The 25729-nt window shown below is 70.7% G+C and carries 21 protein-coding genes; 13 read left to right on the top strand and 8 right to left on the bottom strand.

Annotated features, from left to right (window positions below):
* Window positions 1–152: 152 nt before the first annotated feature.
* On the bottom strand, window positions 153–2621 hold the full coding sequence (locus MXD61_RS28270) for a diguanylate cyclase domain-containing protein (protein ID WP_308222648.1): 2469 nt from the start codon (window positions 2619–2621) through the stop codon (window positions 153–155).
* Between the two features lie 280 nt (window positions 2622–2901).
* Between MXD61_RS28270 and MXD61_RS00350 the strand changes: the two genes are divergently transcribed.
* Window positions 2902–3681, top strand: coding sequence for an SDR family oxidoreductase (locus MXD61_RS00350; RefSeq protein ID WP_248810657.1), 780 nt, complete (start codon window positions 2902–2904; stop codon window positions 3679–3681).
* Here MXD61_RS00350 and MXD61_RS00345 read toward each other — a convergent pair.
* Window positions 3665–5191, bottom strand: a complete 1527-nt coding sequence (locus MXD61_RS00345; RefSeq protein WP_248810656.1) for an ATP-binding protein — start codon at window positions 5189–5191, stop codon at window positions 3665–3667. The genes MXD61_RS00350 and MXD61_RS00345 overlap by 17 nt on opposite strands.
* A gap of 60 nt (window positions 5192–5251) precedes the next feature.
* Window positions 5252–6964 carry an FAD-dependent oxidoreductase gene (locus MXD61_RS00340; protein WP_248810654.1) on the bottom strand — a complete coding sequence of 571 codons (1713 nt, stop codon included), beginning with the start codon at window positions 6962–6964 and terminating at the stop codon, window positions 5252–5254.
* Window positions 6965–7250: 286 nt separating this feature from the next.
* Here MXD61_RS00340 and MXD61_RS00335 point away from each other — a divergent pair, with 286 nt between their 5' ends.
* The 4 genes from MXD61_RS00335 to MXD61_RS00320 are packed head-to-tail and all read left to right on the top strand — an operon-like array spanning window position 7251 to window position 10208.
* Window positions 7251–8264: a PHB depolymerase family esterase gene (locus MXD61_RS00335; RefSeq protein WP_248810652.1), complete on the top strand. Its 1014-nt coding sequence runs from the start codon at window positions 7251–7253 to the stop codon at window positions 8262–8264.
* Window positions 8265–8273: 9 nt separating this feature from the next.
* Window positions 8274–8987 (top strand): MBL fold metallo-hydrolase, encoded by a 714-nt coding sequence (locus MXD61_RS00330; RefSeq protein WP_248810650.1) that lies wholly within the window; start codon window positions 8274–8276, stop codon window positions 8985–8987.
* On the top strand, window positions 8977–9792 hold the full coding sequence (locus MXD61_RS00325; protein WP_248810649.1) for a carbon-nitrogen family hydrolase: 816 nt from the start codon (window positions 8977–8979) through the stop codon (window positions 9790–9792). Before MXD61_RS00330 ends, MXD61_RS00325 begins: the two co-directional genes overlap by 11 nt.
* Window positions 9789–10208: a pyridoxamine 5'-phosphate oxidase family protein gene (locus tag MXD61_RS00320; protein ID WP_163548622.1), complete on the top strand. Its 420-nt coding sequence runs from the start codon at window positions 9789–9791 to the stop codon at window positions 10206–10208. Before MXD61_RS00325 ends, MXD61_RS00320 begins: the two co-directional genes overlap by 4 nt.
* A 66-nt stretch (window positions 10209–10274) precedes the next feature.
* Here the strand turns inward: MXD61_RS00320 and MXD61_RS00315 are convergent, their stop codons facing one another.
* The gene (locus MXD61_RS00315; protein ID WP_248810648.1) at window positions 10275–11003 is read right to left on the bottom strand and encodes a TetR/AcrR family transcriptional regulator; all 729 of its coding nucleotides are present in this window, start codon (window positions 11001–11003) and stop codon (window positions 10275–10277) included.
* Between the two features lie 169 nt (window positions 11004–11172).
* Between MXD61_RS00315 and MXD61_RS00310 the strand changes: the two genes are divergently transcribed.
* Entirely contained in the window at window positions 11173–12714 is a 1542-nt protein-coding gene (locus MXD61_RS00310; RefSeq protein WP_248810647.1) for an MDR family MFS transporter, read from the top strand.
* A gap of 13 nt (window positions 12715–12727) precedes the next feature.
* On the opposite strand, the gene MXD61_RS00305 is transcribed toward MXD61_RS00310, so the two are convergent.
* Window positions 12728–13900, bottom strand: a complete 1173-nt coding sequence (locus tag MXD61_RS00305; RefSeq protein ID WP_248810645.1) for a sensor histidine kinase — start codon at window positions 13898–13900, stop codon at window positions 12728–12730.
* A 267-nt stretch (window positions 13901–14167) separates the two neighbouring features.
* Here MXD61_RS00305 and MXD61_RS00300 point away from each other — a divergent pair, with 267 nt between their 5' ends.
* Window positions 14168–14518 carry a hypothetical protein gene (locus MXD61_RS00300; protein ID WP_248810644.1) on the top strand — a complete coding sequence of 117 codons (351 nt, stop codon included), beginning with the start codon at window positions 14168–14170 and terminating at the stop codon, window positions 14516–14518.
* A 108-nt stretch (window positions 14519–14626) separates the two neighbouring features.
* Here the strand turns inward: MXD61_RS00300 and MXD61_RS00295 are convergent, their stop codons facing one another.
* Window positions 14627–15439, bottom strand: a complete 813-nt coding sequence (locus tag MXD61_RS00295) for a hypothetical protein (RefSeq protein ID WP_248810643.1) — start codon at window positions 15437–15439, stop codon at window positions 14627–14629.
* Between the two features lie 485 nt (window positions 15440–15924).
* Window positions 15925–16866 carry a PAC2 family protein gene (locus MXD61_RS00290; RefSeq protein ID WP_248810642.1) on the bottom strand — a complete coding sequence of 314 codons (942 nt, stop codon included), beginning with the start codon at window positions 16864–16866 and terminating at the stop codon, window positions 15925–15927.
* A gap of 420 nt (window positions 16867–17286) precedes the next feature.
* On the opposite strand from MXD61_RS00290, the gene MXD61_RS00285 reads away from it, so the two are divergent.
* The 4 genes from MXD61_RS00285 (at window position 17287) to MXD61_RS00270 (ending at window position 22092) form a co-directional block, all read left to right on the top strand.
* Window positions 17287–18258 (top strand): NAD-dependent epimerase/dehydratase family protein, encoded by a 972-nt coding sequence (locus MXD61_RS00285; RefSeq protein ID WP_248810641.1) that lies wholly within the window; start codon window positions 17287–17289, stop codon window positions 18256–18258.
* A gap of 60 nt (window positions 18259–18318) precedes the next feature.
* Entirely contained in the window at window positions 18319–19425 is a 1107-nt protein-coding gene (locus MXD61_RS00280; RefSeq protein WP_248810640.1) for an ImmA/IrrE family metallo-endopeptidase, read from the top strand.
* 3 nt (window positions 19426–19428) lie between these two features.
* Window positions 19429–19974 carry a hypothetical protein gene (locus MXD61_RS00275; protein WP_248810639.1) on the top strand — a complete coding sequence of 182 codons (546 nt, stop codon included), beginning with the start codon at window positions 19429–19431 and terminating at the stop codon, window positions 19972–19974.
* A 414-nt stretch (window positions 19975–20388) separates the two neighbouring features.
* Window positions 20389–22092, top strand: coding sequence for an LCP family protein (locus tag MXD61_RS00270; RefSeq protein ID WP_248810637.1), 1704 nt, complete (start codon window positions 20389–20391; stop codon window positions 22090–22092).
* Here MXD61_RS00270 and MXD61_RS28265 read toward each other — a convergent pair.
* Window positions 22085–24643: a tetratricopeptide repeat protein gene (locus tag MXD61_RS28265; RefSeq protein WP_248810636.1), complete on the bottom strand. Its 2559-nt coding sequence runs from the start codon at window positions 24641–24643 to the stop codon at window positions 22085–22087. The genes MXD61_RS00270 and MXD61_RS28265 overlap by 8 nt on opposite strands.
* 409 nt (window positions 24644–25052) lie before the next feature.
* Here MXD61_RS28265 and MXD61_RS00260 point away from each other — a divergent pair, with 409 nt between their 5' ends.
* Window positions 25053–25298, top strand: coding sequence for a hypothetical protein (locus tag MXD61_RS00260; RefSeq protein ID WP_248810635.1), 246 nt, complete (start codon window positions 25053–25055; stop codon window positions 25296–25298).
* A 52-nt stretch (window positions 25299–25350) separates the two neighbouring features.
* Window positions 25351–25644, top strand: coding sequence for a hypothetical protein (locus MXD61_RS00255; RefSeq protein ID WP_248810634.1), 294 nt, complete (start codon window positions 25351–25353; stop codon window positions 25642–25644).
* Window positions 25645–25729 lie beyond the last annotated feature (85 nt).

Below are 25729 nucleotides of genomic sequence, written 5' to 3'. Positions count from 1 at the left end.
CCAGGGGCAGAGCACGTGCCACCGGCTGCGGTGGCCGCAACACGACGGCTCCCGGGCCGTGCGGGGCGAGGCGCGCTGGGTGCGCAGTGATGACCCCATCGTAGTAGATGAGCTCACTTCGGTGAAAAATGTAACCTAATGTGCCATTATTGCTACCCGAATGGGCCTGGTGGGGTGGGCGCCGGCAGCCGCGGTAATCGGGCGGCGGGTGGGCCCACCGCGGGGCCGGCCATCAGATCGCAGCTCAGCGTCCGCAGCGCGGCGAGCTGCCCCGGTGTCATCACATCGGCCACCATCGCGCCGACGTCAAGCTCGTGGGCGAAATGGATGATCGCGGCGAGCGCCGCACGGCCCACCGGGCTGGCCTCGATCCCGTCCACGAAGGCCCGGCTGATCCGCAGGTAGTCGGCGGGGAACCGGGCCGCGGACAGGACGACCGCCTGGGTCATCCCACCCTCGGCGATGCTGAGCGCCACCCCGAGGCGCGCCAGCCCCTCGTGGATCGCCATCACCGCCACCCCGTCGTTGACGAGCTGTCGCTCGCACACCTCCAGACACAGGCGGTAGCGGCCCGGTGCGCCCGTGGTGGCGAGCAGCTCGGCCAGCTCCACCAGGAACTCCGGCTCCAGCAGCACCCGGGTGGACACCGCGGTGAGCAGCACGGGTGGGCCGGCGGCGCGGGACGTGGCGTCCCAGCGGGCGGCGGCCCGGCAGGCCCGGCCGATGGTCCAGCGGTCCAGCGGGACGCGCAGGCCGTGCCGCTCGGGATCAGGGCGAAAGTCCGTCGGCGCGAGCAGGCCGCGCCGGGGATGACGCCAGAACGGCAGGGCCACGGCACCCGCCACCCGTTCGTCGCGACCCTGGATCGGCTCGTAACGCAGGGTCAGCTCGTTGGCGCCCAGGGCGCGGCGCAGCTCGTCATCCTCGTCGATCCTGGTCGTGCGCCGGGCCCGCATCGACTCGTCGAAAGTCAGCCGGCGTCCCGGACCCAGCCGCTTCGCCGTGTACATCGCGAGGTCGGCCGCGCCGAGCAGATCGTCGCCGTCCACCGTGCCCGGTCCGGACAGCGCGATCCCGACACTCGCCGACACCGTGACCATCCGGTCGTGCAGCGCGCAGGGCCGACCGAGCGCGGTCAGCAGCCGATCCCCGATCGCCTCGAGCTCCGCGGTCGATCCGACCCGTTCACACAGCACGGCGAACTCGTCGCCGGAGAGGCGACCGACGACATCGGCGGGCCGCACCGCCTGGACGAGTCGGGCGGCGGTCAGCGTCAGCAGCTCGTCACCCGCCTGATGACCCAGCGTGTCGTTGACGGCCTTGAAACCGTCCAGGTCGATGAACAGCACCCCGATGCTGGTCCCGTCGGTCTGGGCGCGGTGCAACGCGCGGCCGAGCCGGTCGAGAAGCGCGGCGCGGTTGGGCAGCCCGGTGAGCGGATCGTGCAGCGAACGCCGCCGGATCTCCGCCTCCATCCGCAGCCGCATCGCCGCGGCGCCGAGGACCGAGCCGGACGAGCGGACGAACTCCCGGTCATGGGCGGAGAACGGTGGCGCGTCCGGCCGGCGATCGATCTCGATGACCGCCAGCGGCCGATCCCCCCGCCCGACCACGACGGTCAGACTGTGCCGATGCCCGGGCAGGGGATCATCGCCGATCATGGTCGAGGGCTCGAGGCCGGCATCCGGCGCGGCCGTGGCGGTGGTCGTGGTGGTGGTCGTGGTCGTGGTGGCGGTGGCGGTGGCCAGGGGGCTCAGGCGGCGTCCGAGCTCGTCGAGTTCGTAGATGCCCACGGAGTCGGCCCGTAGATGGTCGGCGAGCATGCGCGCGGTGTGCGGCCAGATCGACGTCGCGTCCAGCGACTCCAGGGCCTGCTGGCCGAGATCGGCGATCAGCGACTGCTCCGCCGACCGGACCCGCAACGCGGAGAGAGCCTGCTGGTGCCTGGTGACGTCGGTGGCCACACAGGTCACATAGCCGACGGCGCCGTCCGGCTCGAACACCGGCATGGCGTGCAGATCGACGACGCCCCCCGGAGCCCGCACCAGGCCGTGCGCCGGCTGACCGGCGAGGGCGGTCCGCAGCAGATCGACGGCGTCCGGCAGCTCGGCGAACAGTGCGAACGCCGACGCCCCGGGGCCGTGCCGCGGATTCGGCGGCATCGCGTCGATCAGGCCCTCGCTGGCATGCACGATCCCGTCGCGGTCGACGAGCAGCAGCGACACCGGACTGTGGTCGAGGATCAGCCGTAGCCGACTGTTCGCGGCGATCTCCTGGGAGATGTCCTGGAGCTGGCTGATCAGCTCGGTCTCGCCATCCTCACCCCGGACCAGGGCGTAGGTGGCCAGCACGTGCACCACCCCGCGATCCGGGCGCACCAGCCGGCCCACCCATCGCAGGCTCAGCTCCGGCATCGGAGGCAGATGATCGCCGACGCGCCAGATCTCGTCCTGGCCGGACGCGGTCACCTCCTGCCAGTGCAGGCCGACAAGATTCGACTCGGACCGGCCGAGCAGGGCGCAGGCGGCTCGGTTGGCACGTCGGATGTGACCGGTCCGTGGATCGGTCGCCACCACTGCGATGTTCAGGCGTTCGAAGAGATCTACCCGATCCTCAGTCACATCCCGTCACCAACCCCGATCGCGGGACCGCCACATCTGCATACCCGGGCAGGCTCGGGCACATGCGGGCCGCCGCCGGTGACCAGCCGCCGAGCTGGGCATCAGCCGTTGGACTGGGCACAGGTGTGATGGGGTGGTGTCCTGGCGCGACAGCCTGCCGGTGCGGACGGCACGGCATGGTGACGGCACGGCATGGTGACGGCACGACGATGGTGACGGCACGACGATGGTGACGGCACGACGATGGTGACGGCACGACGATGAGGGACGGCGAACAGCGATGGACCTGCAGCTGACAGGGCGCGTGGTGTTGGTGACCGGCGGTTCGGACGGACTGGGAGCGGCGCTCGTGCGCACCCTGGTCGCCGAGGGCGCCCGGGTGGCCTTCTGCGGACGTGACGAGGCGCGCCTGCACGCCGTCGCGGAGCAGGTCGTCGGGGGCCCCGGGGAGGCGTTCGGGCGGGTCGCCGACGTGCGCGACCCGCAGGCACTGGCCGGGTTCGTCACCGCGGCCACCGACCGCTTCGGCGCGGTGCACGCGCTGGTCAACAACGCCGGTGCCAGCAGCACCGGACCGTTCGAGAAGCATGCGGACGAGGTGTGGCAGGCCGACCTGGACCTCAAGCTGTACGCGGCGATCCGGGCCTGCCGGCTGGTGCTGCCGCTGCTGCGCGAAGCCGGCGGCGGTGCGATCGTGAACTCACTGGCGATCGGCGCCCGGGCCCCTGGCGCCGGGTCCACACCCACGTCGGTGACCCGGGCCGCCGGCCTCGCGCTGACCAAGGCGCTGTCGAAGGAGTTCGGCCCGGACGGCGTGCGGGTCAACGCGGTGCTCGTCGGCCTGGTGCGCAGTGGTCAGTGGGAGCGGGCCGCCGCCCGGGAGAAGATCGGGGTGGAGGACCTCTACCATCGGATGGGGCACAACTCCGACATCCCGCTGGGCCGGGTGGGGCGCGCGGAGGAGTTCGCCGACCTGGTGGCCTTCCTCGTCTCCGCCCGCGCCGCCTACCTCACCGGCACGGCGATCAACTTCGACGGCGGGCTCAGCCCGGTGGCATGACCGACTCCGCCGGCGGGACGGGCCCGGTCGGCGCGATGGAGTCGGTCGGCGCGATGGAGTCGGTCGGCGGGACGGGCCCGGGGTCGGGCCGCGCGACGGTGAGCGGCAGGCTGACCTGGAACCGGGTGTCACCCGGAACCGACTCGACGGTGATGTCGCCGTGGTGCTTGTTCACCACGATCCGCCACGAGATGTCCAGGCCCAGCCCGGTGCCCTCGCCCACGGGTTTGGTGGTGAAGAACGGCTCGAAGATCCGCCCCCGGATCGCCGGGTCGATGCCGGGACCCGAGTCGCCGATCTCGACGACGAGGCGGTCGCGGTCCCGGTCGGCGAAGGTGCGCACGGTCAGGACACCCCGGTGGTCCATCGCCGACGCCGCGTTGTCGATCAGGTTCGTCCAGACCTGGTTGAGTTCGGCGGCGTAGGCGGGGAGCGCGGGCAACGAGCGGTCGTAGTCGCGGCGGATGTCCACGTCCGGGCCGATCTTGCGGCCGAGCATGACGAGTGTGCTCTCGAGCAGTTCGTGGATGTCGACGGTCTGGAACGGTGCCCGGTCCATCTGCGAGTACTGCTTGGCGGCCGTGACCAGCGAGGAGATCCGGGTGGTCGAGTCCTCGATCTCCCGCATGAGCAGTTCGCTTTCGATGGTGTAGGTCAGCCACCGCACCGCGCCGGCGACCACCCCCGGTGGCACCGAGTCCGCCACATGGTCAAGCCAGTCGGGTTCGAGTCCGGCCTGCACGAAGATCGGCGCGATGTCCCACGCGTCGTCGATGCCGTGCTCGTCCAGCCAGTCGCCGAGGATGTCCTCCCGGTCGGCGGTCTGCATCGGGGTCAGCGTCGGGGCCTTCGCGACCCGTTCGACGGCCTCCTCCTGCAACCGGATCAGCGACTCCAGCTCCGGACGTTCCCACGGCCCGGCCGCGATCATCCCCAGCTTGTGGCGCATCCCGGCGACCCGTTCGCGCAGCGCCGCCGTCGCGCGCACCGCGGCCGCGGCCGGGTTGTTCAGCTCATGGGTCAGCCCCGCCGACAGCGACCCGAGCGCCAGCAGCCGCTCCCGCTGGCCGATGACCTGCTGGGTGCTCTGCATGCCGAAGAACAGCCCCTCCAGCAGATGCAGGGCCATCGGGAACCACTCCCGCATCATCGCGGCGACGTCCGCGGCATCCAGGGCGAACAGCCGGCTCGGCGTGGTGACCCGCATCGAGTTCTGGTACAGCTGCGGCATCCGGTCGCCGAGGTAGGCGTGCCAGGCACCGGCGTACACCCCCGGCTGGTCGGCGCGGACCACCTCCACGTCATCCCCGGCGACCCGGGTGGACAGCACCACCGAACCCTCGACGAGCACGTAGAAGCAGGTCGCCGGCTCACCCTCGGCGTAGACCGGGCCCGGTTCGAGCGTCTCGACCCGTCCTCGGTCGCACAGCCAGTCGAGCTGGTCATCGTCGAGCTTCTCGAACAGGAACAGTGTGCGCAGCTCGTCCTTACCGCACCGGACCTTCGTCACGACCCGTTCTCCCGTTCTCCCGAGGACCGATGTCTCCCGGGGGTCAGTGGCCGGCGAGGGTCAGTGGCCGGCGAGGTAGCGGTGCACGAGGGCGATGGCCATCGCGCCTTCGCCGACGGCGGAGGCCACCCGTTTCACCGACTCGGCTCGGGCATCACCGGCGACGAACACGCCGGGCACGGACGTCTCCAGGTGGTACGGGTCGCGCGGCAGCGTCCAGCCGGCCGGGCGGCTGCCGTCGACCATCAGGTCCGGACCGGTGAGCAGGAAGCCGCCCGCGTCCCGGGCGAGGACGCCGTCCAGCCAGTCGGTGCGCGGCGCGGCACCGATGAACACGAACAGCCACTGGGAGTCGACGGTCTCGGTCTCGCCGGTGGCGTTGTCGCGCAGGGTGAGCCGCTCGAGGTGGCCGTCGCCCTCGGCCGCGATCACCTCGGTACAGGGGCGCACCGTGATCGTGTCCACCGCGGCGATCTGCTGGATGAGGTAGTGCGACATCGACGCTTCCAGGGACGGGCCGCGCACCGTCAGGGTGACCCGCCGGGCGTGCCGGGCGAAGTGCATCGCCGCCTGCCCGGCCGAGTTCGCTCCGCCGACGATGTAGACGTCCTGCCCGGAACACGAGGGAGCCTCGGTCAGCGCCGAGCCGTAGAACACCCCGCGGCCGGTGAACTCCGCCAGACCCGGGGCGGTCAGCTGACGGTAGGACACCCCGGTGGCGAGCACGACCGTGTGGGCGGAGATCTCCTGCCCGTCGCCGAAGCGCACCGTGCGGGCGGGACCCTCGACGGCCAGCGCCACCGCGTCCCGCGTGGTGAGCACCTCGGCGCCGAACTTGACGGCCTGCCGGCGGGCCCGGTCGGTGAGCTGGGAGCCGGACACACCGTCCGGAAAGCCGAGGTAGTTCTCGATCCGTGAGCTCTGCCCGGCCTGACCGCCGGTGGCCATCCGCTCGACGAGCACCGTGCGCAGCCCCTCGGAGGCGGCGTACACCGCCGAGCCGAGGCCCGCCGGGCCGCCGCCGATCACGACGACGTCGTAGAAGTCCTCGGCCGGGGTGGTGCTCAGGCCCACCCGGTCGGCCAGTTCGCCGTCGCTCGGGTCGGTGAGCGCCGTGCCGTCCGGGGTGATGACGACGGGCAGCGTGTCCGTCGAGGCCCGCGCCGCGGCGAGCAGCCGGGTGGCCTCCGGCTCGTCGCACAGGTACCAGCGGTAGGGAACCTGGTTGCGGGCCAGGAAGTCACGCACCTCGTAGGAGCGCGCCGACCAGCGGTGCCCGACGACCCGGGTCTCGGCGACCGGACTGTGATCGGTGGCCGCCCAGGCCTCCAGCAGAGCATCGACGACCGGGTACAGCTTCTCCTGCGGCGGGTCCCAGGGTTTGAGCAGGTAGTGGTCGAGATCGACGACGTTGATCGCGTCGATCGCGGCGTTCGTGTCGGCGTAGGCGGTCAGCAGCACCCGGCGGGCCGTGGGAAACAGGTCCATCGCCTGCTCGAGGAACTCCAGGCCGTTCATCCCCGGCATCCGGAAGTCGGCGAGCAGCACCGCGACCCGGTCACCGCGCAGTTTCATCTCGCGCAGCGCGTCGAGCGCCTGCTCGCCCGATTCGGCCCGCACGATCCGGTAGCGCTCGCCGTACTGGCGGCGCAGGTCGCGGGCCACGGCCCGGGAGACGCTCACGTCGTCATCGACGGTGAGGATCGCCGGGCGGCTGCGCGCTCGTTCGGCGGCGCTCGCCTCCGTCGTGCTCGTGGCCGGTGCGGTCGTCATGGGTGCCCCTCGGGATGGGTCGGACGTTCCGTACGCCTGCGCAGGGAAAGTCTAGGACGAGCCGGCCATCGTCGCGGCCCGTGCGACCTGCATGAATCGGGTTGATCGGGCGTATCGGTCGGCCTGGCCGGTGTGTGGCGACGCGACGCGGTGTCTCCGGGTCGGGGTGGGTGGGCGCCGACCGGAGCGCCGCTTCGGCGAGCGGGAACCGGCGGGGCCCGCCGGTGTCGGCCAGGTGTCCATCGAGAACCGGCTTTTATGCTTCGCCGCCTTCTAATATGAACCGGTGCGCATTCGACGGGCAGTAGCCGGCTGGAGCGTGATGGCACTTGCCGTCGCGGTCGTCCTGCTGCTGACGGTCACACTTGTTGTGCATGGCCGGGCGCGGGCGGCGCGACTGTCACCCGACAGCGGGTTGCTCCATGCCGTCAGCGCCGCGCTTCCCGGGCCGTCGGGTACGCCAGCCTGCACATCCGCGGTCGAACGAGCGCCGGTCGGCGGGTCGCGGATATTCGTGCACAACGGGGCACGGCGGCACTACGTCCTGTCGCCGCCGCATTTCTACAACGCTCGTCAGACCTATCCTGTCGTCGTTGACTTTCATGGTTTCAAAGCCGACAGCGGGTTGGAGGAACAGCGGTCGAGAATGGGTGCGATCGGCGCCGGCCGGGAGTATTTCGTGGTGACGCCGGACGCGCTGGGCACACCGTCGCGCTGGAACACCCCGGGGAGTCCGACCGCGGCGGACGATTTCGGCTTCGTCGATGCGCTGCTGACCGACCTCGCGGGGCACTACTGCCTGGACGCGGCGCGGATCTACGCCACCGGGCACTCCAACGGCGCCGAGTTCGCCGCGGCGCTGGTCTGCGCCTCGCCCCGGTTCGCCGCCGTGGCGATGGTGTCGTCCACCTTCGCCGTGGTCTGCCCCGACGGCCGGGCACCGGCGACGATGGCCGTACACGGAACCGCCGATCCGTCGGTTCCCTACGCCGGTGGCCGGGTGGTGGGTGCCCCCGCGCCGGTGCCCGCGGCACTGGCCGTCATCCGCGGCTATGCCGGTCGCTACCGCTGCGATCCGCGGCCCGAGTCGTCGCATCCGATCGTCGGTGTCGTCGCCCTGCGCTACACCGGCTGTGCCGGGGGCGGTGAGGTCCGGCTGGACACGGTGATCGGCGGCACCCATTTCTGGCCGTCGAGCCCCGAGGCGCGCCGCGACCGGGCGACGTCCAAGGCGGGCCGCACCTTCGACGCCACGGGCGCGATCCTGGACTTCTTCGCCGCGCACCGGCTCGCTTCGTAGGCTGAGGCAATGACCGAGCGCCTGTACTTCCGCCAGTTGCTGTCCGGCCGGGATTTCGCCGTGGGCGACCCGGTCGGCACCCAGATGGTCAACTTCGTGTATCTGGTCGGTGATCGGGAGACGGGCGAGGCGATCGTCGTTGACCCGGCCTACCGGGTGAACGACCTGCTTGACGTGCTGGCCGCTGACGATATGCGGCTCACCGGGGCGCTGGTGACCCATTATCACGCCGACCATGTCGGTGGTTCCGCCTTCGGGCTGGAGATCGAGGGCATTCGGGCGCTGCTGGCCCAGCAGAACGTGCCGATCCACGTCAACCGGGCCGAGTCCGAATGGATCCGCACGTCCACCGGTGTCGCCGCGTCCGACCTCGTCGACCATGACGACTCCGACGTGGTCATGGTCGGGCGCATTCCGATCACCCTGCTGCACACCCCCGGGCACACCCCGGGCAGCCAGTGCTTCCTGGTCGACAACCGGCTCGTCGCCGGCGACACCCTGTTCCTGGAGGGCTGCGGCCGGATGGACCTGCCCGGTGGCGATGCCGGCCTGATGTACGACAGTCTGCGTCGCCTCGCGGCGCTGCCCGACGCCACCACGGTCTTTCCCGGCCACCAGTACTCGCCGAAGTCGTCCGAGGACCTGCCGGTCGTCAAGCGGATGAACCACGTGTTCCGCCCGTCCAGCGCCCAGCAGTGGAAGGCCATGCTCGGTGTCGGCTGACCCGGTGCGGGTCGTCTGCCTGCAGCTGGCCTGCCCGGACGAGGAGAGCGCCGCCGACCGGGTGCGCCGGGTGCTCGCCGAGCTGCGCCGGGTCGAGGCGGACCTGGTGGTGCTGCCCGAGCTGTGGGCCACCGGGTTCTTCCACGTCGCCGACTACGACGCGCAGGCCGAGCCGCTGACCGGCCCGACGCTGACCGCGTTGCGCGAGGTCGCCCGGGAACGCGGTTTCCACCTGGTCGCGGGCAGCCTGGTCGAACGGGCCGACGACGGTGCACTGCACAACACCGCGGTGCTCGTCGGCCCCGGCGGGGACATCCTGCACACCTATCGCAAGGTTCATCTGTTCGGCCATGACGGGGCGGAGACCCGGCTGCTGACCCCGGGCACGGACGTGCGCGCGGTGTCGACCGAGCTCGGCCGGATCGGTCTGGCCACCTGCTACGACCTGCGTTTCCCCGAACTCTTCCGGCAGTTGGCCGACGACGGTGCCGAGCTGGTCGCGGTGGTGTCCGCGTGGCCCGCGGCCCGCGTCGAACACTGGCGGGTCCTCGCCCGGGCCCGGGCGATCGAGAACCAGACGCAGCTCGTCGCCTGCAACCTGGCGGGCCGCCACGCCGGCCGGGAGCTGGCGGGTACCAGCCTGGTCATCGACGCGTGGGGAACAGTGCTCGCCGAGGGCGACGCCGCACCGGGGACGGTGGTGGCCACCCTCGACCGGGACGGTCCGGCCACGGTGCGCGCCGCGTTTCCGGTGCTCACCGACCGTCGCCTGGGCTTTGCCGCTCCGACGGTCGGCGTGCGATGACGGGCGGGTTCGACGGGCCACGGGTGCTGGCGGACCGCGGCGCGGCGTTCGCCGAGTTCTGGCGGGAACGGCAGCTGTGCAGCCTGACGACCGTGCGTCCCGCCGGCGGGGTGCACGTGGTCGCGGTCGGCGCGACCCTTGACCTGGCCACGGCCACCGCCCGGGTGATCACCTCCGGGCGGAGCCGCAAGGCCCGGATCATCGCGGATGGTCCCGCGGCCGGCACCGTCGTGGCACTGTGCCAGATCGACGGACGACGGTGGTCGACCCTGGAGGGGCTCGCCGTCGTGCGCGACGACCCGGACAGCGTCGCCGATGCCGAACGCCGCTACGCCCAGCGTTACCGCGAGCCGCGGGTCAACCCGCTGCGGGTCGTGCTGGAGATCCGGGTCACCCGGGTACTCGGCAGCCTCTGACGGCGGGATCCGGCGCCGGAGCTCGCCGTCCGAGCCCGAGCCCGATGCCGGCGGGCGTGGCCCGGTTCAGGACCGGGCCACGCCGAGGCTGGCCGCGACGCCGGCCAGCAGCCAGCCCAGGCCCTCGTCGAAACTCTGCTCCGCCTGGTAGCCGAGCGCGAGGAGCTCCTGGCGAGGCAGCCGGGCCAGATGCGGATACTCCCCACTGTTGATCATGGAGTCCAGGTAGGCGGTCAGCTGGTCCTGGTCACGCTCGGTCAGCCGCTCCCGCAGTTCGATGCCGACCTGACCGAACGTGTAGGTGTCCACCGCGCACAGCAGGGCGATGCGCCGGGCCGGCGTCAGCGGCAGGCCGGCGACGGCGGCGGCGGACTGTTCGGCGTGCCGCAGCGCGTTCGGACCGAGACGGGTGGCCCCGGCCTGTGTCTGGAGCAGCCAGGGGTGCCGTAGGCAGGTCTGGCGGGTGTGGTGGGCGATGGCCCGCAGCGCCGCGCGCCAGTCCGCCGGCAGCGGCTCCGGCACCAGGACCTCGGCGGTCACCCGGTCGTGCATGAGTGCGAGCAGGTCGTCCTTGCGGTCGAAATGCGAGTACAGGCTCATCGGCCGGGCGGACAGGACGGCGGCGACCCGGCGGATCGAGACGGCCGGTAGACCTTCGGCGTCGGCGAGGCTGACAGCGGCGTCGACGATCTCCTCGCGGGTGAGTGGGGGACGACCGGCGACGCGTGGGCGGGCCCACGGCGGCACGGCGGACTCACGGTCGGGCGTTGTCGCCGCCGGGTTCTGGTCGCCCATCCCCTGAGGTTACGGGCGTGACGGGGATGTCCGCGTGTCCGTCTGACGGACCATCCCGGCGTGCGCGGCTCCTGGCGCCACCCATCCTTTCGCTACACCGTATCGTGATGCGATACGGTGTATCTTCTGGCGGGACGGCGCCCCGCGCACGACCACATCGGGAGATCTCATGGCAGTGCAGGAACCCGCTTCGCCGGGCAGGTCGGCGGCCGGAGCGGAGAAGATCGACGCCGCTCTCATCCGGCTGGCCCTGGTGCTGCTCGCCGGGGTCGTCGTGGTGCAGCTCGACGCGACGATCGTGTCCGTCGCGCTGGACCGGCTGGGCCGTGCCTTCGAGGTCGACATCCCCACGGTGCAGTGGGTCACCACGGCGTATCTGCTCGCGCTGGCCATGGTGATCCCGGTGACGGGCTGGTCGGTCGAACGGTTCGGCGGCCGCCGCATGTGGATGCTGGCACTCGCGCTGTTTCTGGCCGGCTCTGTGCTGTGCGGGATCGCCTGGTCCATCGAAAGCCTCATCGCCTTCCGGGTCATCCAGGGCCTGGGTGGCGGGCTGCTGCTCCCCCTCATGCAGACGATCATGGCGCAGGCGGCCGGGCCGCAACGGCTTGGCCGGCTCATGGCCGTGGTCTCCGCTCCGGCCCTGCTGACGCCGGTCCTCGGCCCGGTCCTCGGCGGCGTGATCATCGAAAGTCTCAGCTGGCGTTGGATCTTCCTGATCAACGTGCCGGTCTGCATCGTCGCACTGGTGCTGGCCTGGCGGACGATGCCGCCGCAGGAACTGTCCACCCGTGCGCCCCAGCGGTTCGACGGGATTGGTTTCGCGCTGCTCTCCCCGGGGCTCGCCGCCGTTGTCTACGGTTTCGCCGAGGCGGGCCGCCACGGCGGTTTCACCGAGGCGGCCGTGCTTGTTCCGTTGGCCATCGGAGTCGTTCTGATCCTCGTGTTCGTCGGGTACGCGTTGCGCACCCGGATCGTGCCCCTGATCGATCTGCGACTGTTCCGCTCCACGTCGTTCTGCGGTGCCGCCAGCCTGATGTTCCTGTTCGGTATCTCCCTGTTCGGGGCGCTGTTCCTGCTGCCGCTGTACGAACAGCAGGTGCGTGGACGCAGCCCGGTCGAGGCGGGTCTGCTCCTGGCTCCCCAGGGCCTGGGCATGATGATCGGAATGGTCGTGCTCAGCCGGATCGCCGACCGGGTCAGCCCGCGCGCGATGGTCCTGGGCGGGCTGACCCTCAGCGTCCTGGGCTCGGTGGCCTACACCCAGGTGACGGCACACACCAGCGAGGTGCTGCTCGGGGCGTCCCTGGTCGTGCGGGGTCTGGGTCTCGCGGCGGCGATGGTGCCGGTGATGTCCGCGGCCTACATCGGGCTTTCCGTCGCGGAGATCCCGCGGGCGACCTCCGCGGTGCGGATCTTCCAACAGGTCGGGGCGTCCCTGGGCACCGCCGTGCTCGCCGTGGTGCTCGCCCGCCAGCTGCCCGATGCCACCGGCGGCGGCCGTCCGCTCGACGCGGCGGCCACCGCCCACGGATACGCGGTTTCCTTCTGGTGGACCCTCGGTTTCAGCATCGCCGCCGTTCCGCTCGGCTTCCTGCTGCCGAAACGTTCTGCCGTGGCGCGGGAAACGGACGGGCCCGTGCACGTCGACGCCCCGGAGCCGCGCAGCGGCCCCCCGGCGCGGGTCGCCGCGGCCACCGACGGGAAGTAGCCCGGGTCGGCCCTCAGCGGGGCGGCTCCTCCGGGGCGTCCTGCCAGGGGAAACGGACCGTGACCGTTGTCGGGCCGCCGGCGGGGCTGTCGACCGTCATCGACCCGCCGATCCCGGCGATGCGCTCACCGAGGCCGGTCAGGCCGCTGCCGCCGCGCGGATCCGCGCCGCCGATGCCGTCGTCACCGATCCGCAGCCGCAGCGAGCCGTCCTCGGCGCGGTGCAGGTCGACAGTGGCGTCCGTGGCCTGGCTGTGTTTGCTGATGTTGGTCAGTAGCTCGGCGGTGGTGAAGTAGATGATGCCCTCGAGCGCGGCGGCCGGCCTCGCGGTCAGCTCCACCGTCACCAGAGTCGGGACGGTGCAGCGATCGGCGAGGGCGGCGAGCGCCGCGGGCAGGCCGCGGTCGGTGAGGATCGCCGGGTTGATACCGCGGGACAGATCCCGCAGCTCGACCAGGGCGAGTTTCACCTCGCCGTGCGCCTCGGCGATCATCTCGGCCGCGGCCTGGGGATCCTCGGCGAGGATCTCCTTGGCCATGCCCAGGCCGATGGCCAGGGCGACGAGCCGGGCCTGCGCCCCGTCATGCAGGTTGCGTTCGATCCGCCGCAGGTCGGTGGCGGCGTCCCGGGCCGCCCGCTGGTTCGCCGTGGCCTCGCGCACCCGCTGTTCCACCCGCGCTGACGGGGCGAGCAGACCGGTGACCATCGCCCGGTCGACGGCCACCAGCATCCGGGTCGCCCCGGGCAGCACCACCCAGGCGACCGTGAGCAGCAGCAGCGCCGCCACGAAACTCAGGATGCCCCACGGCAGCCGGATGAACAGGAACAGCGCCTCCCGCCAGGCGACCGGGTCGCCCAGCGTGGCAAGCCCCGGCCCGCGCTGGCCGGGACGCCGGGACGGGGGGTGGGAAGGGGTAGGGACGCGCAGGCCCAGCAGACGGCGTGCCCTGGCCCGCTCCAGCGAGCCGAACGCCCGGCAGATCCGCAGCCCCGCGACCAGCACCGGAATACCGACAACCGTGACGGCCAGGCCCACACCGAGGGAGATCACCACGGTCACGACAACGAACCCGACCAGCGACAACGGCAGGTTCAGCAGCAGGTGGAGCAGCCCACGCCAGGTCACCGCGTCGGCGACGAGCCAGGCCCGTTCACGCACTCTCGGGGTGGGGTGCGAGATGGTCACGTAAAGTGATCCTCCCGTCGCTCCCGCTCAACCGGGCTATTATCCGCCCGTCCTCTGGAGGGCCGCTCACGAGGTGGCCCGAGAGTACCGCGATCGTGGGTAGTTCGAGACTTTGTCGGTGGGGGATGATTGTCTTCTCGTAGACCCGCAGGGCATCCGCTTCCCATCCGGAAGCGGTCGGGCGACCACGAGGAGCTTGCGGTCATGAAACTTCTCACGGCCACGGCGTACGGGCAGGGCCTGCGCGTCGACGATTTCCACTGGGCGGTGGAAGGCGAGCTCGTCACCCTGCGTGCATTCTGCGATCTGCATCTGGACCGTCCGCACGGGCGATGCGAGTGCGGCCGGGTCTTCGTCGGTCTTGGCTCGTACTACGGCACCACCACGGCCATGGTGCGCCATCTGCCCGGAATCACCGAAGACGACTATCGCGATGCGCTGTGCCACAGTCTCGACGCGCAGGGGTGGCCGGCCGCCGACGCGGAGGCGGAGGCCACGCGCCTGATCGCCGAGGTGGAGCGCTGGCCGGTCGGGGCGATCATCGAGCGTTTCGTCGACCGCCTCGCGATCCGCGCCCTGTCCGACGCCGACATCGGCCGCGTGCCCGGTCGGCACTGATCGTCGCCCGGCTGCCCGGCTGCCCGGCTGCCCGGCTGCCCGGCTGCCCGGCTGCCCGGCTGCCCGTTGGCCGGGGCTGGGGTCGGTCTGGCCTGGCCGCGGCGGCCGTCAGGACGCCGCTGGCAGCACCGAGGACGCGAGCGGGGGTTCGGGCTGCGGCCGTGGCGTCGCCGTGAGAGCCCCCGCCTCGCGGCGCCCACGCGGGGTGCGGCCCCATGGCTTCGTGGTCGACAGCACGGTCGCGGTGATGAACAGCAGGTTCATCACCGTGCCGCAGACGACCAGCGCCACGGTCTGGGCCGGATAGCCGGCCGCCGCGGTGGCACTGTGCTTGGCGGAGGCGACGATCAGTGTGCGGATCACCGCCCCTCCGCTGATCACGGCCACCACGGTGATGCTCAGCTTCACCACGATCCACCAGTGCCGCAGCAGGCCCCAGCGGGTCTTCACCGACAGCACGACACCGGTGATCAGGGTGAGCAGCGCCAGCGGGATGTTGAGCGTCCGGTCGATGACGTGCATCAGTTCGTAGGCCGCGTGTCGCAGATCCGGATCGACCGCGGCGGTGCTGGCGAGGACCAGCTGGCAGAACGCGACGCCGTTCCAGCCGACACTCACGATGATGTGCAGGGTGAGCAGGGCCGTCCGCAGTGGCTTGCGTAGCTGGGGGCGCTTCGCCGGGCCACCCGCGGACTTCTTCCGGCCTGGTTGCGGGGCCGGCTCGGCCTCGCCGGCGGCTTCCGGCCTGGATTCGACGGAGCTACCCGTGGGCTGGGCCGTGATGTCGGCAGTGGAGGGCAGTCCGGCGGAATCCGCCGAGCTGGGAAGGGTTGTCGCGGTCGCCTTCGGCGTGGAGCCGGCTGATGCGTCGGCTGATGCTGTGATGGCGTTCGCATCGGGGGCGACTTCTGGTGCGACCATCGTGGTTGCTGCGGCAGCGCCGCTTTCGGCAGTGCGACTGTCGACGCCGCCACTTTCGGCGGCGACACCTTTGGCGGTGCCATTCTCGGTGGCGACATCTTCGGCGATGCCACTTTCGGTGGCGGCATCAATGGCGACGTCAGATCGCGGTGGGGAAACAGCGGTGGGCGCGGCATCGGTCGCGGGCTTGCTCCTGCGGCGGGGCGCGCGAGGAGGCCGCCCCTGGGGCGAGGTCATTTCTGGTTCTCTCTGTCATGCGCCACCGGGTCGGGGCGATCTCCTGTGCCGCTGCGGGCCGTCAACCCACCGTGGCGAAGCGTGAGCCTACGCGAGTGCGAATCCGGATAAATGGCAACATCCGGAAGGCTCCGGGGCAGGAAAAGACAGAGAAAACCAGGACAGCTACCCCCTGGTGTGGTATCGCAATCCGACTGGTCCGGCCGCCTGTTTCGCGCAGGGGGCCGGACCGGGGCTTTCCGGCCAGCTCAGCCCAGCGGGTTCGGACCGCCGGGCTCGGACTGCTCGGCCAGGAAGCGTTCCAGAGCCTCGCCCAGCTCGTCGGCCGTTGGCAGCTTCTGCTCACCATCAACCGTCGGCAGGCTCGGCCCGCGCCGGCCCCGCTGATAGGCGTCGTACTGCTCCTCCAACGCCCGGACCAGGGATGCGGCTTCGCCACCTTCGGCGAGCTGGCTGTTGACCTCGTCGTTCACGGCGAGTGCCGCGGAGCGCAGTCCATCCAGCGGCAGCATCAGACCGGTGGCCTTGGACACGGAGGTCAACAACACCTCGGTGGCCGCGGGATACGTCGACTGCGCCAGATAGTGCGGGACGTGGACCGCGAAACCCATCGCGTCCCGCCCGTCGCGGCCGAGTTCGTATTCGAGCAGGTGACCGGCGCTGCCCGGAATCTGCAGCCGACGCAGCCAGGGTTCGTACCCGGCGATGAGCTCCTTGCGGCTGGCATGCGCGGTCACGGAGACCGGACGGGTGTGCGGCACCGCCATGGGGACGGCGTTCAACCCGACGGTCAGCGCGACGCCGAACTGATCGACGATCTGGCGCAACGCGGCGATGAAGCGTTTCCACTGCAGGTCGGGTTCGGGTCCGGTCAGAAGCAGGAACGGCACGTCCGACTCGTCCCGAAGCTCGTAGAGCGCCAGCACCGGGTCGGCATAGCTCTCCCAGTGATCCTCCGAGAAGATCATGGGAGGGCGGCGGGAGCGGTAGTCGAGCAGCTGGTCGACATCGAACGTCGCCACGACCCGGTGCTCGAGCGCTGTGAGCAGGTGTTCGCCGGCCAGGCTGACGGCGTTTCCCGCGTCGACGACGCCGGTCATCACCTCGAGCATGATCGGCCGGTGCTGCTCACCGGACTGCTGCTCGGACCCGTCCTCGGTGAGACTGTAGAGCTCTCGCGGATCAAGCACGATCGACGTCCTCCTCTACACCACCGCTCGCTTCCGTCACCTGAAAAGAAGCGCAGCCGAGGCCGGTTGCATTCCACCGACCCGGGACCGACCGGAACCGGGCACCGCTCGCTGTGGTCAGGAGGCTGTGGTCAGGAGCTGGCCAGGCCAGGCCCATCCCTGCCTCGTCATGATTTTACCGGCTTGCAGGCCCCGGACGCGGTCGCGCGCCGCGCTGAACGTGCCGAGCATCCCCCCGGTGGTGGTCGCCGCGGGTACGGACGGATTCGGCATGTCCGTGTATTGCCGCCTTTACCTGGAAGCAGCGGTCGCGGGGTGATCGGTCGCGCTCGCTCGTGTCCGCCTCCGGCGTGAGCTCACCGGATCGGGCGGACGCGGCAGCGCTGGAGCGGTCGGACCCGCGGCCGTAGGCTGCGCCGCGTGCGCATCCTCGTCACCGGAGCGACCGGGAAGGTCGGCGGTGCCGTCGTGCGGGCGGCACTGGCCGCCGGGCACGAGGTGCGGGTGCTGGTCCGCGGCCACCCGGGCAGCGGCGCGCTCCCAGCCGCGGGGCTTGACGTGGTCGTCGGGGATGTGACGGATCCCGCGACGCTGCCCGCCGCCGTCGAGGGTGTCGAGGTCGTGTTCAACGCGATGGGCGTGCCCGAACAGTGGCTTGCCGATCCCGGCCGGTTCGACCAGGTCAACGTCGCCGGGTCGGCGCGGCTCGCCCGGGCCGCGGCGGCCGCCGGGGTGCGTCGCCTGGTGCACACCAGCACGATCGACGTGTTCGACGCGCCACCCGGCGGCCGGTTCGACGAGACGAGTCTCGCGTCCAGACCGAAGGGCACCCCGTACGAGCGGTCGAAGCAGCGGGCCGAGCAGGCCGTGTTCGCCGCGGCGGGCGAGCTGGAGGTGGTGGTGGTGAACCCGGCGACGGTCTACGGCCTCGGCCCCTACGGGCCGGCGTCCATGGAGCTGCGGATGTTCCGGCCGGCGCTGCGTGGGCTGCTGCCGGTGGTGCCGCCAGGCGGGTTCGGTCTGGTGTTCACCGAAGGGTTGGGGCGTGGTCAGCTCGCCGCCGCTGGCCTGGGCCGGCCGGGGGCGCGGTACATCCTGTCCGACACCCACCTGAGTCTGCGTGCGCTCACCGCCGCGGTGGTGAGCGTGGGCGGGCGTGGCCGGGCCCCGGCCGCCACGCTGCCGGCAGCGCTGGCCGAGCTGCTCGCGACCGGTGGCGAGGCGGCGGCGCGGCTGACCCGGCGCCCACCGCCGCTCGCGCGTGGCCAGCTGCACTACCTGCGGTGGAACGCGGTACCCGATGCCAGCCGGGCCCGCGCCGAGCTTGGTTGGGAGCCGACGCCGCTCGAGGACGGCCTGCGGCACACCCTCGCGGCACTGCCACGGTCCTGACCGAGCGGCACGACCACACACTCGATTGGGAAAATCCCAATCCGCTGGTAGGATGATCGCATGCGCAGCATCGGCGACCGTGTGCTGGAGCGGATCAGACAGGCCCGTCCCGATGCTCGCCAGCAGGACATCGCCCGCGAGATCGACATGACGCCCGACGCGTTCTCGCGTGCGCTGAACGACCGGCGCGCCTTCTCCTCGATCGAGCTGGCCCGCCTGGCCGACCTGCTCGGCGCCGACCTGCACTGGATGATCACCGGCCGGGTCGATCCCCACCGGCTGGTGGTGGCGGCCCGGCACACCTTCGATCATGCGAGCGGCCGCCGGGGCGTGCCGGCCCGCGAGGCCGACCAGCGCCTCCTGGAGGACATCGCGCTGGCCTACCGGCAGGCCTATCCCGTGCCGGGCGAGGCGGCGCGGGCGCCGGTTGCGCCGCCGCTGCCCCAGAGTCCGGGGGAGATGCGCGTGGTGTTGGGCGAAGATTTCGTCCGCCCCTTCGCGGAACGGCTGGAGGCTCACCTCGGCATCGGGGTCGTGCGCCTGCCCGGGCTGTCCACCGCGTACTCACTGGCGATCGGCGCCTACCGGGTGATCGTTCTGCCGGGTACCGGCAACTGGTTCAGGGAGAACTGGTCGCTCGCCCATGAGCTCGGTCATCTCGTCCACGGCCATCATGAGGATGGTGCCTGCGAAGCCGAATGGAATCGGCGGGAGGCCGCCGCCAACGCGTTCGCCGCCGAGTTGCTGCTGCCACGAGATCTGCTCGAGGCCGTCGAATGGGTCAGTCTGGATTCCGCCGGCCTCGCCGATCTGGTCTGGCGGCGCGGGGTGTCCATCGACGCGCTGGCCCGCCGGTTGAACGCGGTGTGCGGCGAGTTGCCCGCCGTGGTCGACGAATGGGTCGGGCAGACGACGCAGCGACTGCTGCGGCGGCACTGGGCGTCCCGCACCGGCGATGACGAGATCACGACGCGGATGCAGGCCGCCGCCCGCCGCCGCTTTCCCCTCGAGCTCACCGAGGCGCATCTGGCGAGAATCGCCACCGGCGCGCTCGGTAAGGAGACGCTTGCCTGGATGCTGGGTGTCGATCCGGACGAGGTCGAGGTGGACACACCCTCGGTGCCCGAGGTGAACGTCGATGATCTGGTCGAGGTGCTGGGCCACTGAATCGTGACCGTCCTGCTGTTTCCCGACAACACCGTGCTCATCAATTTCGCGATCATCAACCGGATGGATCTGCTGGAACGGCTCGTCAAGGGCAACGGCCGCTGGTGCGCCACCGTCGAATCGGAATGTCGCCGCTCCGCGCGGGTGCCTGGACTCGATGTGCTCGGCAGTGCACGGCGCATCTTCGGGGCCCCATGGTTACCTGACGCCGCGGAGCTGCAGGATGCGATGATCATGCGCGACGGCCTGGCCGGCCCCGGTGACAGTCGGCATCACCATCTCGGTGAAGCCGAGACGCTCGCCATCATGACGCGGCGCCGTGTGAAAGGCCTGTTCGTCACGGACGACCGGGCAGCCACCCGACTGGCCGCCCGCAGCGGCATCACCGCGATCACCACCTGGCATCTCCTCAAGGCGTCGGTGCGCAGCGGCATGATCAAAGCGGAAACGCTCTGGCGATACACCATTACTTTGCGCGACTATCCGCGAGCTCTTCCGGTCGGCGTCGCCGAGAGCCGGGCATCGTTCGACGCCTGGCTGGCCTCCTGACTCGACGCTTCTGACCTGGAGCTTCTTACCCGGTGCTCCTTCGCGGCCGGCGGTCGGCGGTCGGCGTTTCGCGTTCGGCGCTGAGGCTCGGCGTCCGCGGTCGGGATGGGGGCTGGCGCGGGGGAGCGTGGCGCAGCGTGCGGGGCTGGCGTCGATCCGGACTCGGCGGATGGTGTTCCCGTGGTCGAGACGCGGCCACCAGTGCACATTTCGGTTGTTCATCGCGGTAGTTGTCACAAACTGCCGGCCGGTGCGCGACCCGGTCGGTCCTGCTGCCTATGGTGGTAGATCTAACGGGCTAATCAGGGCTATCGGGTGGAAGAGGCGACGGGTGAACGTAATCGCGTCGCCTCACCGCATTACCCGTGTGCCTTTTTGTCCGTTTCGTCCGATCTTCGCCGACGCACGATGAGCGTGGGGCATCCCCCGCGGCGGGGCGCTCCCGGACAGCAGGCGGTCACCGGGCAGCGCACCGGGGCAGCGGATCACGTCGGGTCCGACGGTGGCGTGGACGATCCCGCCGGCTCCGGTCCCGCCCCGACCGACCTCGGAGTGATCGACGCGGCCGGCGCGGGCGGCCCCGAACCCGTCCTGCCCGCCCCGGAGACCACGCCGATCTCGCGTGGCAGCGCCGCGGGAGCCGGGCGGGTCGAGGTGCCGACGGCGGAGCTGCCGAGGCGGGCGGGGGCCGTGGCGACGTTCGGGACGCTTCCCGAGGAGGCGCTGCCCGCCGGCGGGCTGTCGATGGTGACCATGGCCAGGGCCGGCACCCCCGACGAGCCACCGGTCACACCGGTACGCCGACGGCTGCGGTCGCGACTGCTGCTGGGGGTCGCCGGGCTGGTGAGCTTCGTCATCCTGGTCACGTCGGTCGCCGGCTGGGTGATCATCACCGCCTACGACCGCCGGATCGACCGGGCCGACATCGCACTGCCGCACGCCGATGTCACCCGGCCGCCATCGGTGCCGGTGGGCACCGAGAACTGGCTGCTGGTCGGCTCGGACGTGCGCACCGGCAGCGATGCCGCGAAGGTCGGCGGCGCCCGCTCCGACACGATGATGATCGCGCACCTGGACTCCGACGGCACCACCTCGATCGTGTCCATCCCCCGGGACCTGTACGTGCCGATCCCGTCGTACACCGACGCCGACGGCGACGCTCACCGCGCCCGCCGCGACCGGGTGAACAGCGCCTTCAACAGCGGCGGCCCGGCCCTGCTGGTGGCCACCCTTGAACAGCTCACCGGCATCCGCATCGACCACTACGCCGAGATCGACTTCGGCGGCTTCCAGCGGATGACCACCGCGATCGGCGGGGTCGACGTCTGCCTGGTCGCCTCGCCCTACGTCGAGCCGCTCACCCTGGACAACGGCCGCCGGGTGCGCTCGACGAACCTGAACGACCCGAGTTCCGGCTTCGCCGGCGTCGCCGGCACCAACCACCTGGTCGGCGAGCAGGCGCTCGCGTTCGTCCGGCAACGCCATGGCTTCCTGGACGGCGACCTGTCCCGCATCCACCGCCAGCAGGCGTTCATGGCCGCGGTGTTCCGCACGGTGGCGTCGTCCGACGTACTGCTGAGCCCCGGGAAGCTGACGTCCTTCCTGAACGCGCTGACCGACGCCGCCGTGCTCGACGGGGGCACCAGCATCACGGACCTGCGGCTGCTCGCCGAGCGTCTGCGCGGCATGAGCACCGGCTCGGTGAGCTTCGCGACCATCCCGATCACCGGGGAGGTCTCGTCCCCGGCGTTCTACTTCTACTACGACCCGAACGCCGTCCGCGCCTTCTTCGCCGAGCAGATGGGCGGGGGTACAGCAACGACTGCTCCGGCCCCGACACCCACGGGCAGCCCCCAGACCGCTCCGGCTGCGGACTCGTCCGCGGCCCTTGAAACCACGCCCACCCCGGACATGGCGAGCCAGGCAACCGCGTCAGTCGCCGGCCCGGTCGTCATCGCAGGCAAGGCTCTACCCGGCACAGAGCAGTCCAGACAGCTCACGTCGGTGACGCCGTCATCGACCGCGCCGAGCCGCGGCTCCGCTGCGGCGGGACCGACCGCCTCGGTCAGCCCGACTGCCATCCCAACCACCACCGCAGCCGCGGCCTGCATCAACTGATCGGTGGTCGTTCCAACAGGGCGAGTAGACGCGTGACATCTTTACCGGTCGTTCGCTGAAGCTGCTTGAGATCGTCGATACAGGCCAGGGCTGGTGGCACGGGATCCGTGGCAAGCGTGGCCAGCACGCGCGCCTCGGCTTCTTCCTCGCGGTCGAGGGCTCGCAGGTAGACAGCCACATTGAAACTCAGCCGCGCATTGCCCGGATCCGCTTCGAGGGATTCCAGATCAACGGCCAGCGCGCGGGTGATCGCGGCCTCTGCGTTATCGCTGGCTCCCATGGCGTGGCGCACAAGGCCGATAAAGTAATGAGTCCACCCATCCTGGTCGTCCGTTTCTACACTGCGATCCAGATCGGTGAGTGCTTCGTCGTAGCGTTGGAGGGCCTGGTAGGTCTCGGCCCGGCTGTCGAGTAGCCAGGTTGCGTCGGGTTCGAGTTCGAGGGCGCGGTTGAGGTCGGTGAGTGCTTCGTCGTAGCGTTGGAGGGCCTGGTAGGTCTGTCCGCGGCTGCCCAGGGCCCAGGCGTAGTCGGGTTTGAGTTCGAGGGCGCGGTTGAGGTCGGTGAGTGCTTCGTCGTAGCGTTGGAGGGCCTGGTAGGTCTCGGCCCGGCTGTCGAGTAGCCAGGCGTCGTCGGGTGTGAGTTCGAGGGCGCGGTTGAAGTCGGTGAGTGCTTCGTCGTAGCGTTGGAGGGCCTGGTAGGTCTGTCCGCGGCTGGCCAGGGCCCAGGCGTAGTCGGGTGTGAGTTCGAGGGCCCGGTTGAGGTCGGTGAGTGCGGCATCGAACCGGTCGGCGAGACGGTGAAATTTTCCTCTGCTGCCCCACGCGTATGCCAGCGTCGGAGCGCGCTCAACCGCTTCGGTGAGGTCCGCGAAAGCACGTACGGTCTCACCTCGTTCATACAGCGCCTTGGCGCGATCGGTGAGTGCGCGGGCCCGATGGATCGCATCGCAGGTGGTGTCCTGGAGGAAGATCGTGAGGAGTGCGATCGGGTCCGTGGGCACGGTGGAGAAGGGAGCGAGGATCGCCGCTGCGCGCCTCGCGGCCTCCGGGTGGGCACCTTCTCGACCGGCGGCGGCGATCGCCTCGGCGGCCCGGCGGGTCGTATCCGGCTCGGCCCAGTACCAGGTGTCAATCAGATGATGCATGGCCTTGGTGAGCGCTGCGGGCTCGTGTGCGCTGAGCCGGTGGTAGATCTCCTCGAGAGCATCCGCCTGCCAGGCATCGTTGAGCGCCCCGTCGTGGTCCGCCAAGGCCATCGCGGCGCGACGGGCGCGGTGGAACTCGGCCAGGCGCAGGTGCGCGGTGCGCCAGGTGTTCGGAGCTTCGCGGCGGAGCTGGCGCAGCATCGGGTCACGGACGACGTCGTGGTACTGGTGGGAGCCCTCGGCGCGCACGGAGACGAAGGGAAGGCTACGAAGCCAGGAAAATGTCGCCGCCGCGACCACCTCGTCGCTGTCCAGCGCGGCGGCGACCCGGTCGGCGTCGACAGCCCGGGGGAGGGCGGCCAGCAGTGCAGCCTGTCGGCGCGTCTCATCCTCCTCCCAGCGAAGGAAACGTTCGACGGCATCGCCGCTGGGGTCGCCGAGTTCGTCCGTGGTGGTGGGTCTGCCTTCGGCAAGCATCGCCAGGAGCACGGGAAGGCGCCCGGACAGGGTCAGGATGACCTCGATGACCCGACCGTCGGTGACGCCACGGGTAGTAAGTAGTTCGCGAGCCTCCTCATCGGTGAAGACCCGTAGCGGAATGTCGGCGCGCAGACCGAAGAACTCCGCCCAGCGGTTCGGATCTAGGCGGTGTTGGCCGGCGACGGTAAGGATCAGATTTTCGGGCAGGTCCCCGAATCGACCATGGAGCAGATCCATCAGCCAGCTGTCGAGGAAAACGCTGGTCCGCTCGTAGGTGTCGAAGAACAGCGCAAGTGGGGCGCGTTCGCAGGCCTGCATGATATCGGCGATGAACGCCGGTGTCAGTTCGGAGATCGGAGATATCACGAGGCGCAGATCGTCGTGGTTGCGAAACTTGCCTGCGAGGAAGCGACGCAGCCGGTCGACCTGCTCGGCCGCCGCGTCCGCGTCGATGGCCTCGGTCAGAGCTCCGGCGACCGGAACATCTCCGGCTGCATGGAGGCCGACGCGGACAAAGCTCTTTGTCAGCAGGGAGGACAGCCCGTCCGGTGCATCAGGGTCGGTAGCGAGTTCTCCGCGCCGAGCCTGGTAGGCCGCGTAGCGTTCGGTAAAGCGGCGGACCTTGACACCGGCCTGCTCAAGCTGGTTGATGATCGAGGCCATCGTCTCCGGCACGCCGAGGACGGTGTGGTCGACGGTTGCCGTCTGCCACTGTTTCTCCCGCGCGACGCGGGCGAGTTGGCGCACGAGGAATGTCTTGCCGATTCCCGCGTCGCCGAAGACGCTGAACAGAAATCGCTGGCGCGGGTCGTCGAACGGCAGGTCCAGGTTCTCCTCGAACTGGCGGAGCTGCTCGGTCCGGCCGACGAAGACGTCGGACTGGCGGGCCCGGATCCGATCCTGCAGACTGCGCCGCCGCTCGTTCACGTGGACCCCCGTCACCCGCCACGGCCAGATACACCTGTGTGCGCCGGAATCATCACATCACATCACATCACAACACGGCCGGGCATCGAGTTTCACGGTCGTACGGCTGACGGCGCGCTGTTCTTCCGGCGCTGCCTGGGCGCCGCGCCCACCGGCCCTGCACCGTCGATCCGGACTATCCGTAGGCGCCCAGACGTGCCCAGAGCGGCCCGCGATCCCGGGGCGACGGTGGTGGCGTGGTCAGGCTTCGGCTGGTCCGTCAGCCGCGCAGGAGCTGGCTGGTGCCCTCGTAGATCTGGGTGATCTTGGGCCTCGATTTCGGCCCGAACTCTGCCCCCGGGGACCGCCCTTGGCGCCCGGGCGGGCGCGCTGGCCCCTTGTGTCGCCCAGGCTGCCACGGTCAGCCATCATGGATGAAGCTAAGGTTGAGTTGGTGCGGCGCGCATCGGTAGGGAGGCTGACCATGGACCCAGCGATGCGGCCCTACCCTGAGCCACACGAGTGGGTTGATGAACCTGACGCTGACACCAAGCGCGCGATCGACGAGGCCCACGAGGACGTCGAGGCGGGCCGTACCGTCCTCTGCCTGTCCGATGCCGCGTTCGACGCGCTCCTCGACCAGTTGGCCGCCGAGGAGCACCCCAAGGCAAGCTGAGTAGCCGCGACCTCCTCATCAGGGCAGGCGATCACCGCACTATCGTGACCACGTGCCCACGTACGAGCAGGTGGCCCGCTTCATGGCGGAGTACGCGCGGCTGACCTCCGAACAGCGATGGGCGTTCCGCCGCGCGGTCGCACTGTTCCGTGAGGGCCTGGAGACGGGCCAGTTCCACCCGAGCCTCGGCGTGAAGGGATTCCGCTCGGAGTCGGGCGTGTTCGAGCTGCGCTGGGCGAAGGACGGCCGGGCTCTGTGGGAGTACGGGGACCCCGTCCCAGGCCGGGACGGTCCCCACGTGCGCTGGTTGCGGATTGGGACTCACGACATCTACAAGAGTCGATAGCCGCTGCTACTGTCTCGTCGCCGCAATGCCGGTGGACCTCCCAGCCCCGGCCCGTCGAGGAGATGGCCCCCCACCTCCTGGAGGC

The sequence above is a fragment of the Frankia sp. AgPm24 genome (assembly GCF_023243055.1).
GTDB lineage: Bacteria > Actinomycetota > Actinomycetes > Frankiales > Frankiaceae > Frankia > Frankia umida.
This window is presented reverse-complemented; position numbering and strand designations above follow the sequence as displayed.

Bases quoted from the DNA above. Each gene is read 5' to 3' on its own strand.
- MXD61_RS00350 (WP_248810657.1), top strand. From the start codon at position 2,902: ATGGACCTGCAGCTGACAGGGCGCGTGGTGTTGGTGACCGGCGGTTCG.
- MXD61_RS00340 (WP_248810654.1), bottom strand. From the start codon at position 6,964: ATGACGACCGCACCGGCCACGAGCACGACGGAGGCGAGCGCCGCCGAA.
- MXD61_RS00330 (WP_248810650.1), top strand. From the start codon at position 8,274: ATGACCGAGCGCCTGTACTTCCGCCAGTTGCTGTCCGGCCGGGATTTC.
- MXD61_RS00320 (WP_163548622.1), top strand. From the start codon at position 9,789: ATGACGGGCGGGTTCGACGGGCCACGGGTGCTGGCGGACCGCGGCGCG.
- MXD61_RS00315 (WP_248810648.1), bottom strand. From the start codon at position 11,003: ATGGGCGACCAGAACCCGGCGGCGACAACGCCCGACCGTGAGTCCGCC.
- MXD61_RS00310 (WP_248810647.1), top strand. From the start codon at position 11,173: ATGGCAGTGCAGGAACCCGCTTCGCCGGGCAGGTCGGCGGCCGGAGCG.
- MXD61_RS00295 (WP_248810643.1), bottom strand. From the start codon at position 15,439: ATGGTCGCACCAGAAGTCGCCCCCGATGCGAACGCCATCACAGCATCA.
- MXD61_RS00280 (WP_248810640.1), top strand. From the start codon at position 18,319: ATGCGCAGCATCGGCGACCGTGTGCTGGAGCGGATCAGACAGGCCCGT.
- MXD61_RS00260 (WP_248810635.1), top strand. From the start codon at position 25,053: ATGGATGAAGCTAAGGTTGAGTTGGTGCGGCGCGCATCGGTAGGGAGG.